11 protein-coding genes are annotated in these 12,014 nt (G+C 76.6%); 6 read left to right on the top strand and 5 right to left on the bottom strand.

The window, feature by feature from the left end:
* Positions 1 to 118: 118 nt before the first annotated feature.
* Entirely contained in the window at positions 119 to 2,083 is a 1,965-nt protein-coding gene (locus AMIR_RS21340) for a heavy metal translocating P-type ATPase (RefSeq protein WP_015803025.1), read from the bottom strand.
* A gap of 95 nt (positions 2,084 to 2,178) precedes the next feature.
* On the opposite strand from AMIR_RS21340, the gene AMIR_RS21335 reads away from it, so the two are divergent.
* The gene (locus tag AMIR_RS21335; RefSeq protein WP_015803024.1) at positions 2,179 to 2,553 is read left to right on the top strand and encodes an ArsR/SmtB family transcription factor; all 375 of its coding nucleotides are present in this window, start codon (positions 2,179 to 2,181) and stop codon (positions 2,551 to 2,553) included.
* Between the two features lie 4 nt (positions 2,554 to 2,557).
* Here AMIR_RS21335 and AMIR_RS21330 read toward each other — a convergent pair whose 3' ends face one another.
* Entirely contained in the window at positions 2,558 to 3,322 is a 765-nt protein-coding gene (locus AMIR_RS21330) for a PaaX family transcriptional regulator (protein WP_015803023.1), read from the bottom strand.
* Positions 3,323 to 3,352: 30 nt separating this feature from the next.
* Between AMIR_RS21330 and AMIR_RS21325 the strand changes: the two genes are divergently transcribed.
* Entirely contained in the window at positions 3,353 to 4,351 is a 999-nt protein-coding gene (locus AMIR_RS21325) for an alpha/beta hydrolase family protein (RefSeq protein ID WP_015803022.1), read from the top strand.
* Here AMIR_RS21325 and AMIR_RS21320 read toward each other — a convergent pair.
* The 3 genes from AMIR_RS21320 to AMIR_RS21310 form a co-directional block, all read right to left on the bottom strand.
* Positions 4,338 to 5,675 carry an MATE family efflux transporter gene (locus tag AMIR_RS21320; protein WP_015803021.1) on the bottom strand — a complete coding sequence of 446 codons (1,338 nt, stop codon included), beginning with the start codon at positions 5,673 to 5,675 and terminating at the stop codon, positions 4,338 to 4,340. The genes AMIR_RS21325 and AMIR_RS21320 overlap by 14 nt on opposite strands.
* On the bottom strand, positions 5,675 to 6,661 hold the full coding sequence (locus AMIR_RS21315; protein ID WP_015803020.1) for a phosphotransferase family protein: 987 nt from the start codon (positions 6,659 to 6,661) through the stop codon (positions 5,675 to 5,677). Before AMIR_RS21315 ends, AMIR_RS21320 begins: the two co-directional genes overlap by 1 nt.
* Positions 6,662 to 6,771: 110 nt before the next feature.
* Positions 6,772 to 7,371, bottom strand: a complete 600-nt coding sequence (locus tag AMIR_RS21310) for a TetR/AcrR family transcriptional regulator (protein WP_015803019.1) — start codon at positions 7,369 to 7,371, stop codon at positions 6,772 to 6,774.
* 130 nt (positions 7,372 to 7,501) lie between these two features.
* Between AMIR_RS21310 and AMIR_RS21305 the strand changes: the two genes are divergently transcribed.
* The 4 genes from AMIR_RS21305 to AMIR_RS21295 all read left to right on the top strand — a co-directional run bounded on the left by AMIR_RS21305 (position 7,502) and on the right by AMIR_RS21295 (position 11,997).
* Positions 7,502 to 8,659, top strand: a complete 1,158-nt coding sequence (locus tag AMIR_RS21305) for an NADH:flavin oxidoreductase (protein WP_015803018.1) — start codon at positions 7,502 to 7,504, stop codon at positions 8,657 to 8,659.
* Between the two features lie 41 nt (positions 8,660 to 8,700).
* Positions 8,701 to 9,093, top strand: a complete 393-nt coding sequence (locus AMIR_RS39390; protein ID WP_143760835.1) for a hypothetical protein — start codon at positions 8,701 to 8,703, stop codon at positions 9,091 to 9,093.
* The gene (locus AMIR_RS40455) at positions 9,081 to 9,221 is read left to right on the top strand and encodes a hypothetical protein (protein WP_187313430.1); all 141 of its coding nucleotides are present in this window, start codon (positions 9,081 to 9,083) and stop codon (positions 9,219 to 9,221) included. Before AMIR_RS39390 ends, AMIR_RS40455 begins: the two co-directional genes overlap by 13 nt.
* A gap of 91 nt (positions 9,222 to 9,312) precedes the next feature.
* Positions 9,313 to 11,997 (top strand): ATP-binding protein, encoded by a 2,685-nt coding sequence (locus AMIR_RS21295; RefSeq protein WP_015803016.1) that lies wholly within the window; start codon positions 9,313 to 9,315, stop codon positions 11,995 to 11,997.
* Positions 11,998 to 12,014: the final 17 nt, after the last annotated feature.

Below are 12,014 nucleotides of genomic sequence, written 5' to 3'. Positions count from 1 at the left end.
ACCTCCGGAGCGGGGTCTCGGCCGCTCAGCCACTATAGGTGCTCAGGTATGCACACGACGACGCCTCATTCGGGGGAAACCCGAGGGTCTTCGCGGAGCGGGCCGTCACCCCCAGCCGTCACCCCTCGGCCTTCGCCTTCCGCCACGCCGCCTCGCGCAGCAGCCGCAGCCCGTTCAGCCCGACGATCACGGTCGACCCCTCGTGCCCCGCCACCCCCAAAGGCAGCGGCAGGTCGCCGAGCAGGTCCCAGGCCACCAGCACCACGATGAACGACCCCGCGATCACCAGGTTCGCCACCACCACCCGCTTCGCCCGCCTGGCCAGCGCGATCGCCGCCGGGATCGTGGACAGGTCGTCGCGCACCACGACCGCGTCGGCGGTGCGCAGCGTCAGGTCCGCGCCCGCCGCGCCCATCGCCACCCCCGCGTGCGCCACGGCCAGCGCGGGCGCGTCGTTCACCCCGTCGCCGACCACCACGACCCGGCGCCCCTCGGCCTGCAGGGCGCGCACCGCCTCGGCCTTGTCCTCGGGCAGCAGGCCCGCGCGCACGTCGGTGATGCCGACCCGCTCGGCCAACCGGTCGGCGGTCCTGCGGTTGTCGCCGGTCAGCAGCACCGGCCCGGCCCCGGTCGCGGCGGTCAGCGCGGCCACCGCCGCCGCGGCCTCGGGGCGCACCCGGTCGGCGATGGCCAGCACGCCCGCCGGTTCGCCGTCCACCAGCACCAGCACGGCGGTGTGCCCCTGCGTCAGGAACCCGTCCACGGCCCCGATCCCCGCACCGCCGATCCCCGCACCGCCGATCCCCGCACCGCCGAGCGCCTCCGGTGAGCCGATCTCCACCACCCGGTCCCCGACCCGCGCCCTCACGCCCCGCCCCGGCCGCGCGGTGAACTCCCGCGCCTGCGGCACGTCCAGCCCGCGCTCGCGGGCCGCCCGCACCACCGCCCGCCCCAGCGGGTGCTCGCTCGGGTGCTCCGCCGAGGCGGCCAGCCGCAGCAGCGCGTCCTCGTCCAGCCCCGCGCCGGGCAGCGCGCGCAGCCCGGCCACCTCCGGCTCGCCCCTGGTCAGCGTCCCGGTCTTGTCGAACGCCACCCGGTCCGCGTCCGCCAGCCGCTCCACGACCACCGCCGACTTCACCAGCACCCCGTGCCGCCCGGCGTTGGCGATCGCGGCCAGCAGCGGCGGCATGGTCGCGAGCACGAGCGCGCAGGGCGAGGCGACGATCATGAACGTCATCGCCCGCAGCAGCGCCTCGCGCACCGGCTCGCCCCACGGCAGCGGCGCCGTGAAGATCACCAGCGTGGCGACCACCATGCCGATCGAGTAGCGCTGCTCGACCTTCTCGATGAACAGCTGCGTGCGGGCCTTGGTCCGGCTCGCCTCCTCCACGGCCGCAGCGATGCGCGCGACCACCGAGTCCGCCGCGCGCTTGCCGACCCGCACGCGCAGCGCCCCGGTGCCGTTGAGCGTGCCCGCGAACACCTCGTCGCCCTCGGCCTTGTCCACCGGCAGCGGCTCGCCGGTGATCGTGGCCTGGTCGACCTCGCCCGCGCCCGCGACCACCACCCCGTCGGCCGGGACCAGCTCGCCGGGGCGCACCAGAACCACGTCCCCGACCTCCAGATCCGCTACCCGCACGACCTCCTCCGCGCCGTCGCCGACGCGGGTCGCGGTGTCCGGGGCCAGGTCGAGCAGGCCGCGCACCGAGTCCTCGGTGCGGGCGGTGGCGAGGGCCTCCAGCGCGCCGGAGGTGGCGAAGATGACGATCAGCAGCGCGCCGTCGAGCGCCTGCCCGACGGCCACCGCGCCGATCGCCGCGACCACCATCAGCAGGTCGACGTCCAGGGTCCTCTCCCGCAGCGCGCGCAGCCCGGACAGGCCCGGCTCCCACCCGCCCGCCGCGCAGCAGGCCAGGTAGAGCGCCCAGCGCACCGGTTCCGGGCCGTCCGCGAGCTGCACGGCCAGCGCGGTCAGGAACAGCGCCAGCGAGACCGCCGCCCACCGGGCCTCGGGCAGCGCGGTCCACCGGGTGCGGCGCGCGGGCGCGCGGGTGGTGGGGCGTTCGGGCGCGACGGTGGTCATGGGTGGTCCTCCGGGGTCGGGGTGCTCGCCGAAGGAAGAATATACGTACAGATGAACAGGCTTTCATGTATAGGTGGTGAACTACCATTCACCTCATGGGGCACATCGCGAGTGGACGGGGGACGCCCGCCGCGCGGCTCGACGCCGAGTCGGCCGCGCACGTGGCGAACACCCTCCAGGCGCTGGCGACCCCGAGCAGGCTGCTGATCCTGGCCGAGCTGCGGCACGGCCCGCTGCCGGTCACCGCGCTCGCCGAGGCGGTCGGCATGGAGCAGTCGGCGGTCTCCCACCAGCTGCGGCTGCTGCGCGCCCTGCGCCTGGTCGTGGGCACCCGCAACGGGCGCAGCATCATCTACAGCCTGCACGACGACCACGTCGCGCACCTGCTCGACCAGGCCGTCTACCACAGCGAGCACCTGCGCCTGGGCCTGGTGGACCGCCCGGCGGGCGGCGATCAGGACGCGGGCTGACCGCTCACAGCCAGCCCCGGTAGACCGGTGCGTCGGCGAGCCCCCGCCAGCGCTCCAGCCACTCGCCCCGCACCAGGGCGGGTCGCCACGGGCGCGCGCGCAGCTCCGGCGGGATCAGCGGGTCCTCGCGCATCGCGGCCTCCAGCGCCGCCGCGAGCCGCAGCCGTCGCACCAGCGGCGTCCCCTCGTCGTCGGCGAGCGCCTCCTCCACGGCGTCGTAGGCCCGGTCGATCGGCTCGGCGGGCCACAGCGCCTCGGTGATCTCCACCGGGTCGTGGACGCCGCGCAGGTCCAGCCCGGTCGCGGACGCGGTGACCAGGTGCGCGCGTGCTTCGGGGTCCACCACGTCGGTCAGGTCGTGCGGACCGGCGTACAGGCCGGTGGAGATCGGCGCGGCCCCGGCGGCGAGCAGGTCGCGGCGCAGCGCGTCCCGCACCGCCCGCTCCCGCTCGGGCGTGCTGATCGCCGCGAGCCACCACCGCCCGTCCCACGGCGCCTCCCCGGCGTCCTGCGCGAACGCCAGCGCGAGCCCGACCCGGTCCCGCCGCAGCCGCTCCCGGCCCTGGTCGGTGAGCCGGACGCGGCCCGCCCGCCCGCGCCCGGACTGCTCCAGCTCGCCCGCCGACGCCATCCGCCGCAGCGTCAGCCGCAGCGGCTGGTCGGCCACGCCGACCGCGTTCGCCGTGTCGTACACCAGCGCGAGGTCGACCGCGCCCTCGTCGGGCAGCAGCGCCTCGACGACCGTCCTCGGGGTGATCCGCTCGTCCACGCCACTGAATATATCGCATATGCTACGAACGTGAGAGCAACGATAATTCTGCGCCGGACCCTGCTGGCACTCCTGGCATTCGCGCTGGTCACGGCCGGGATCGTGGTCCTGGGCAACACCTTCCGCTTCGACCAGCGCGCGGTCGAGATCCCGTTCGGCGACGGCCGCCTGTCCGGCGTCCTCGCGCTGCCCCGTGACCGGGAGGCCGTCGGGGTCGTCCTGGTCGTCCACGGCGACGCGGCCGTCGACGCCACCCACGACGGGCTCTACGCGCCGTGGTTCGAGGGCGCGGCCGACGCCGGGTACGCCACCCTGTCGTGGAGCAAGCCGGGGGTGGGCGGCTCCACCGGTGACTGGCTGTCGCAGACCATGGCGGACCGGGCCGCCGAGGTCGGCGCCGCGCTGGACTGGGCGCGTGGCCGGCCGGACGTCCCCACCGGCCGCGTGGTGCTGTGGGGCGCGAGCCAGGCGGGGTGGGTGCTGCCGAAGGTCGTGGCCGCGCGCACCGACGTGGACGCGGTCGTCGCGGTGTCCCCGGCGGTCAACTGGCTGCGCCAGGGCCGCCACCACCTGCTCTCCGGCCTCGCCGACGCCTCGCCGCAGGAGCGCGCCGACGCCGTGGCGCGGAGCGACCGGGTGCGCGCGCTGCTGGAGCGGGGCGCGCCGCACAGCGAGCACGCCGCCGCCGACCCGGACCCGATGACGCCGGAGCGCTGGGGTTTCGTCTCCCGCAACTTCCGCTCCGACGCGGTGGACGACCTGCGCGCGGCGGCGACCAGGCACGTCCCGGTGCACCTGATGCTCGCCGAGCACGACCGCAACGTCGACGCGGCGGAGACCGAGCGCGCCTACCGGGAGGCGTTCGGCGCGGACCTGACCGTCACCCGCCACGACGCCGCGCACTCGATGGCCCGACCGCTCGTGGAGGACTCGGACGCGGTCGGCCTGGCCGTCGCCGTGCTGTGGCCCCGCGCCCTGCTCGCCCCGACCGCCGTGGACGCCCACCGGGACTTCCTCACCCGGCGCTGACCCCACCCGGCCGCAACCGCCGCAGCACCACCAGCGCGCACAGCGCCGACCCCACCTCGCCGGCCGCCAGCGCCACCCACACCCCGGTCGTCCCGCCGCCGCCCAGCACCACCACCAGCGGGGCCCTCACCAGCGCCAGCGTGCCCACCGCCAGCGCCCACGCCTGCCGCGTCGCGCCCAACGACTGCGCGTAGCCCGCCACCAGCGGCGTGATCCCGGCCGCCGCGAAGCCGACCGCCACGAACCGCAGCGCCGTCGCCGCCTGCCCGGCGACGGCCGGGTCGTCCAGGAACACCGACACCAGCGGCCCGGCGAACACCACCACCAGCGCCGAGGCCACCAGCCCGTACCCGACCGCCACCCGCAGCGCGAGGTCCTTGGCCCGCACCACCCGCGCGTGCAGCCCGCGCCCCGCGTTGTAGCCGACCACCGGTTGCAGCCCCTGTCCGATCCCGACCAGCGGCATCGTCGCGAACGTCTGCACCCGCGCCGCCACCGCGTACGCCGCCAGCGCCGCCGCGCCCGCACCGGCCAGCGCGGTGTTCACCAGCACCGCCAGCAGCGTCGTGCCGAACCCGGCCAGGAACGACGGCGCCCCGATCCCCAGCAGCGCCCGCACCGTCGGCCCGTGCGGCAGCAGGTCGGCCGCGCGCACCCGGTACGGCCGCTCGCGCTGCACGAAGAAGAACCACAGGCTCAGCAGCGCCGACACCGCCTGCCCGCCGACCGTGCCCAGCGCCGCGCCGCGCACCCCCAGGTCGAACCCGAAGATCAGCACCGGGTCCAGGGAGATCTGCACCAGCACCGGCGCCAGCCAGAGCAGCGTGGAGAACCGCAACCGGCCCTCGGCCCGCACCAGGCTGGAGAACCCCGTGGACAGCACCGAACCGGCCAGGATCACCACCGCGTACTCGCGCGCCACCTCCCGCGCCCCGTCCCGCGCGCCCAGCGCCGTCAGCAGCGGCTCCACCCCGAGCAGGCCGAGCGCGGTGACCACGACCGCCGCGCCCCAGAACACGGTGAACGCGTTCCCCGCCGCCCGACCGGCCGTCGCCGCGTCCCCCGCGCCCAGCGCCCTGGACACCAGCGACGCGCCACCCGCGCCCACCGTCGTGGACACCGCGCCCAGCACCAGCAGCACCGGCGCGACCAGGTTCACCGCCGCCATCGCCTCGGCCCCGACGCCCCGCGCCACGAACCACGCGTTGGTCAGCGCGTAGATCCCGTACACGCCGACCGACAGCGTCGTCTGCGAGCAGGCGCGCCACAGCAACCGCCCGACCGGGGCGGTGCCGAGCGCCTCGGCGGACTCGCGCACGCGCATCAGCGGGCGCGGCCGAGGAGCCCCATGACCTCGGTGATCCGCTCGCGCGCCCAGTCGTGCTGCGTGGTGTCGGCGTGCCCCCGGTACACCGCCTCGATCGCCATCACCAGCACCAGGTGCAGGCAGTACAGCCGCCGCCGCGCCACCTCGCCGCCGGTCGGCGCGCCCCGCCCGTAACCGCGCAGGAACGGCTCGGGGTCGCCGAACGCGGGCAGCACCGTGCCGGTGAACCCGGCCTCGATCAGCGGGTCGCCGTAGAACGCGCGCTCGTGGTCGATCACGCACACGACCTCGCCGTCGCGGACCAGGGCGTTGCCGTCCCACAGGTCCCACTCGACGTAGCGCGGCTCGACCACCTCGTCCAGCGCGTCGGCGTGCTCGGCGAACACCGCCCGCAGCTCGTCGTAGCCCCACCCGACGTCCACCGCGCGCCGCTCGCCGTCGCGCAGCACGTCCTCGGCCATCGCGCCGAACGCGGCCCGCCAGGTCGGGTGGCCGGGACCGGCGAGGGGGCCGAACCGGTCGCCGCGGATCCCGTTCAGCTCGCGGTTCGCGCGGCCGAGCGCGGTCATGCAGGCGGCGGCCTCGTCGGCGGGCATGGTGGACTTGACGATGCCGAGGTTGTCGGCGTCGACGAACGGCATGAAGAAGTAGTCGGCGTCGCACAGCTCGTGGGTGAGGTCGGCGTGGTCGACCGGCGGGACGGGCACGCTGGTGCGCTCGCGGACCAGCTCCAGCGCGGCCAGCTCGGTGCGCATGGCCCCGCGCTCGTAGGACATCACCTCGACGTCGGCGGGCGGGGCGATCTTGAGCACCACCTCGGCGCCGTCGCGCAGCCTGATCCGGTAGGCGACGTTGAACCACCCGTGCCCCAGCTCGCCGAACCAGCCGGACCCGGCGTCGGGCGTCCTGTCGGGGCCGTAGGCGCGCTCGACCATGGCGAGGAGGGTGGTCTCGGACTGCCGGTTCTTGGTGATGCTCTCCACTGCCGCTCCGGGTGTGTCGTGGCGAGCGCCCCGGTTCGTGAGAGCGCTCTCGCGTTCGTCGCGCGCACGAACGTACACCCGGATGTGTACGTTCGTACACGATGGGCGCGCTACCGCTCCGCGTGCCCCGGCCGCAGTCCGTCCAGCGACACCCGCAGCAGCCGCTCGACCTGCTCCGGGTCGCTGTCCCCGGTCAGCCGGGCGGCGTGCCCCAGGGACACCAGGAGCAGCAGCAGGTCGTCCGCGCTCGCGTCCGGGCGCAGCGACCCGGCCTCGTGGGCGCGCGCGGTCAGCCCCCCGATCACCGCCCGCAACTCGCCCAGCCCTTCCACGTCCGGCTCCGCCCAGGCCAGCGCGAAGCACTCCGAGATCGCGCGGTGCCTGGCGTAGCCGCTCAGCGCCTGCCGGAAGAAGTCCGCCAGCGCCGCCCACGGGTCCTCCGCGCGCTCCGCCGCCTCGCGCGCCGACGCCGCCCAGGTCAGGAACTCGCGCCGCAGGATCGTGCGGACCAGGTCCTCCTTGGTGGGGAAGTGCCGGTACAGGGTGCCCATGCCGACGCCGCTCAGCCGGGCGATCTCGCGCACGTCGACGGCCGCGCCCTGCTCGGCCAGCACGCGGGCCGCCGCCTCGACGATCGCCTCCTGGTTGCGCGCGGCGTCCACGCGGGGCTTGCGGCTGCGGGGGGCCTCGGCGGGCCGGTCGGCGGTCACCGGGCGACCCTACCAACCCTTTCCGGAGCAATCGCTCCGTTTTGTGCTAGCTTTGCGGAGCGGTTGCTCCGGATAGGGCGCGCACCCGGCGCGCCGACCCTCCGGGGCCGCTCACGAGGAGTTCCACGACATGACCGGCACCGACCCGACCGGCACCCCGACGCGCGGCGCGGAAGCCCTGTTCCGCCCCCACCGCCTCGGCCCGCTCCACCTGCCCAACCGCGTCGTGATGGCGCCCATGACCCGCGAGCACTCGCCGGACGGCGTGCCGGGAGAGGACGTGGCGCGCTACTACGCCCGGCACGCGGCGGGCGGCGTCGGCCTGATCATCACCGAGGGCGTCTACCTGGACGACCCGGCCTCGGGCCCCAGCAGCCGCACCCCCCGGATGCACGGCGACGCCGCGCTCGCCGGGTGGCGGCGGGTCACCGACGCCGTGCACGCCGAGGGCGTGCCGATCGTGGCCCAGCTGTGGCACGTCGGCGCGGCCCCCGACGCCAGCCACTGGCCCGTCGCGGACTTCCGCCCGGTCACCCCGTCCGGCGTCGGACCGGACGGCCTGCCGCTGACCGAGCCGCACACCGTGCTCGACCAGCGCGGCATCGACGCGATCACCGCCTCGTACGCCCGCGCCGCCGCAGCCGCCGAGCGGGCGGGCTTCGACGGGGTCGAGCTGCACGCCGCCCACGGCTACCTGATCGACCAGTTCCTGTGGTCGGTCACCAACCGCCGCACCGACGGCTACGGCGGGGACGCGGTCGCGCGGACCCGCTTCGCCACCGAGGTGATCGCCGCCGTCCGGGCCGCCGTGCCACCCGACTTCCCGGTGTTCCTGCGCCTGTCCCAGTGGAAGGGCAACGCCTACGACGCGAAGCTCGCCGACGACCCGGCCGCCCTCGGGCGCGTCCTCGCCCCCCTGGTCGCCGCCGGGGTGGACGTCTTCCACGCCTCCACCCGCCGCTACTGGGAACCCGGGTTCCCCGGCTCCGACCTCAACCTCGCCGGGTGGATCAAGCGGCTCACCGGTCGCCCGGTCGTCACCGTCGGCTCGGTGGGGCTGGACCTGGACATGGTCAGCAGCCTGTCCCGGCCGGGGCAGTTCGGGGAGAACGAGGTCTCCCGCACCGGGATCGAGCCGCTGCTGCGGCGGCTGGAGCGCGACGAGTTCGACCTGGTCGCGGTCGGCCGCGCGCTGCTGGCCGACCCGGAGTGGCCGCGCAAGGTCCGCGAGGGCCGGGAGGACGAGCTCGCCCCGTTCGACCCCTCGGCCCTGTTCACCCTGGGCTGACCGGGCGCCGGGACCGCGCCCGCGCTAGCACCGGGGAGGGCTTGGACTGGAAGCCCTGCGCGGACGTCGCCGCGGGCTGGGACCCCGACGACCGGACCATCGACCTGGCCGGCAGCCGACTGCGCGCCACCGAGCGCGCCGTCGTGCTCAACCCCGGCGGCCCGGCCAGCAGGGCGTCACGATGCCCCGGCACGTCGGGGAGAGCCGCGCCGCCGGACGTGGAACCCGGTCGCTTCCCGTCCACGAAGGACGAAGCCCGGTCGCTCGCCGAAGCCGACGCCGCCCGCAACCGGGAGTGCGCCGCCGGCGTGGTGGCGCAACCGCGAGCAGCGCGCGCCGCCGCACGCGGCGGGCACGAGCCCGCTGCTGCTGGTCGGGCCACACCGAGGAGCAGGCGACGCCGCACCCGTGGGCCGAGCGGGTGCGCGAGGTGATCGGCGGCGAGCTGCTGTCGGTGACCGACGAGCGGCACGGCTCGCTCAAGTCCTCGCCCTGCGCGGAGTTCGCGGTGCGGCTGTTCGACACCGGGCGCGCCGAGGGCGGGACCTGCGAGGTGGGGTGAACAACCCGGAGCCCGGCGGCGTCCTCCGAGCGCGGGGGACGCCACCGGGGCCCGCCCCCGCGCCCGGTGCTGATCAACTACCGTTCCGGCCATGAGCGCCACCCCCGCGCCCGCGTCCACCCCGCTCGTCGGCAGGACCCGCGAGCTGGCCGCCATCTCGGCGGTGCTCGGCGCGGCGCGCGAGGGGCGGGGTGGGGCGCTGGTGCTGACCGGCGAGCCCGGCGCGGGCAAGTCCGCCCTGCTCGACCGGGCGCTCGCCGACGCGACCGGCTTCGCGGTGGCGCGGGCCACCGGGGCCGAGTTCGAGCGCGACTTCCCCTACGCCGGGCTCGCCCAGCTGTGCGTGCCGCTCCTGCCGCACCTCGACCGGGTCTCCCCGCACCACCGCGAGGCGCTCGGCGTCGCGTTCGGGCTCGCCGAGGGCGCGCCCGACCCGTTCCGCGTCGGCCTGGCCACCCTGGAGCTGCTCACCTCCACCGCCCGCGCCCGCCCGCTGCTGTGCCTGGTCGACGACGCCCACTGGCTCGACCCGGACTCCACCACGGTCCTGACCTTCCTCGCCCGCCGCATCGCCGCCGACCCCGTCGCGGTCCTGTTCGCCACCCGCCCGCCCGCCACCGACCTGGACCGCCTGCCCGGCCTCCCCGTGGCGGGCCTGGGCGACGACGCCGCCCGCGCCCTCCTCGGCGCGTTCCCGCTGGACGAGCGGGTCCGCGAGCGCCTGGTCGCCGAGGCGCGCGGCAACCCGCTGGCCCTGCTCGAACTGCCCCGCGCGGGCGGGTTCGCGCCGCCCGGACCTGCGTCCGCGTCCACCCGCGTCGAACTCGGCTTCCGGCGCAGGCTCGACGCCCTGCCCGCCCCCGCCCGGCTGCTGCTCACCACCGCGAGCGCCGACCCCACCGGCGACCCCGACCTGCTGTGGCCCGCCGCGCGCCTGCTCGGCGTTGACGTCCGGCAGGCGGGCGCGGACGCCGCCGCGACCGAACTGGCCGAGTTCGGCGCGCGCATCCGCTTCTGCCACCCGCTCGCCCGCTCGGCCGCCTACCGCGCCGCGTCCCCGGACGAGCGCCGACGGGCGCACGGCGCGCTCGCCGAGGTCACCGACCCGCTCCTCGCGCCCGACCGCCGCGCCTGGCACCGCGCCCAGGCCACCACCAGCCCGGACGCCGAGGTCGCCACCGACCTGGAGCGCTGCGCCTCCCGCGCCCAGGCGCGCGGCGGCGTCGCGGCGGCTGCGGCGTTCCTGGAGCGCTCCGCCGCGCTGTCCCCGGACGCCGGACCGCGCCTGGCGCGCACCCTGGCCGCCGTGCGCGCCCACCTCGACGCGGGCGACGGCGACGCCGCCTCCACCCTCCTCGGCACCGTCGACCCCGCCCCGCTGGACGAATCCCGCCGCGCCTCGGTCGAACTGCTCAGGGGGCGCGTCGCCTTCACCCGCCCCGACGACGGCAGCGGACCGGCCCTGATGGTCGGCGCCGCCGAACGGCTGTCCTCAGTGGACGCCGAGCGGGCCCGCGACTGCCTGGTCGAGGCCATCGAGACCAGCCTGCTCGTCGGACGCGGCGGGGGAGTCGTCGACGAGGTGGTGAACCGGGCCGCCCGCACCGCGCCGCCGTCCGCGCGACCCGACGTCCTGGACGCGCTGATCACCCTGTCCCGCGGCGGTTACCGCGTCGCCGCACCCGCGCTCGAAGCCGCGCTGCACGGCAACGGAAGTCCACTGTGGACGAGATGGCCCGCGATCTCCGTCATGGTCGCCGCCGAGCTGTGGGACCTGGACGCGCTCGCCGCCATCGCCGAGCACCTGGTGACCACCGGCCGCGACCTCGGCTCCCCGGTCGCCCTCCGCCTGGGCCTCGCCCAGCGCGCCACCTGCGCCACCCTCGTGGGCGACGTCGCGGTCGCGTTCGCCGCCACCGCCGAGGAGGAGGCCGTCGCCGACGCGCTGGGCGAACCCCCGCTGGCCCACCCCCGCCTGCACCTGGCCGCCCTGCGCGGCAGGCGCGCCGACGCCCTCGAACTCGCCGAGTCCGCGAACCGGGGCCCCGGCGGTGGGCGCGTCACCAACCTGCACTGGACCACCGCCCTGCTGGCCAACGGCCTCGGCGACCACCCGGCCGCGCTCGCCGCCGCGCGCGAGGCCACCGCGCCCAGCAGGCTGTTCCTGGTCGGCGCGGTCCTGCCGGAGCTGGTGGAGGCCGCCGTCCGCTGCGGCGAGGACGCGGTCGCCGCCGAGGCCCTCGAAGCGCTCACCGAGCGCGCCGAGGCCAGCCCCACCCCGTCCGGCCTCGGCGTCGCCGCCTGCGCGCGCGGGCTCGTCACCGGCGAGGAGGAGCACTACCGGGACGCCGTCGACCTCCTCGCGCGCAGCCCCCTCGTGCCGTACCGGGCCCGCGCCCACCTGCTGTACGGGGAGTGGTTGCGCCGCAAGGGACGCCGCCGGGACGCGGTGGCGCACCTGGGCTCCGCGCACGAGCTGCTGTCCGCCTCCGGGGCCGAGGGCTTCGCGCGCCGGGCCGAGAACGAGCTGCGCGCGGCGGGGGAGCGGGTCGACCGGCGGGCGGGCGCGGACCGCGAGAAGCTCACCGCGCAGGAGGTCGCCGTGGCCGGGCTCGTGGTCGGCGGGGCCACCTCGCAGGAGGTCGCGGTGCAGCTGTTCGTCAGCAAGCGCACCGTGGACGCCCACCTGCGCAACATCTTCCGCAAGCTCGGCATCACCTCGCGCAGGCAGCTCAAGGACCACCCGGACCTGGTCGCGCTGGACCGGCTGCCGTGAGCGGGTCGGTCCTGCCG

Source organism: Actinosynnema mirum DSM 43827 (assembly GCF_000023245.1).
GTDB classification, from domain to species: domain Bacteria; phylum Actinomycetota; class Actinomycetes; order Mycobacteriales; family Pseudonocardiaceae; genus Actinosynnema; species Actinosynnema mirum.
Note: the sequence above shows the minus strand (reverse complement) of the source record. Positions and strands in the feature narration are given on the sequence as shown.

Excerpts from the sequence above, each read along its gene's own strand:
- AMIR_RS21295 (WP_015803016.1), top strand. The coding sequence starts at position 9,313 with ATGAGCGCCACCCCCGCGCCCGCGTCCACCCCGCTCGTCGGCAGGACC.
- AMIR_RS21340 (WP_015803025.1), bottom strand. The coding sequence starts at position 2,083 with ATGACCACCGTCGCGCCCGAACGCCCCACCACCCGCGCGCCCGCGCGC.
- AMIR_RS21305 (WP_015803018.1), top strand. The coding sequence starts at position 7,502 with ATGACCGGCACCGACCCGACCGGCACCCCGACGCGCGGCGCGGAAGCC.
- AMIR_RS21335 (WP_015803024.1), top strand. The coding sequence starts at position 2,179 with ATGGGGCACATCGCGAGTGGACGGGGGACGCCCGCCGCGCGGCTCGAC.
- AMIR_RS21320 (WP_015803021.1), bottom strand. The coding sequence starts at position 5,675 with ATGCGCGTGCGCGAGTCCGCCGAGGCGCTCGGCACCGCCCCGGTCGGG.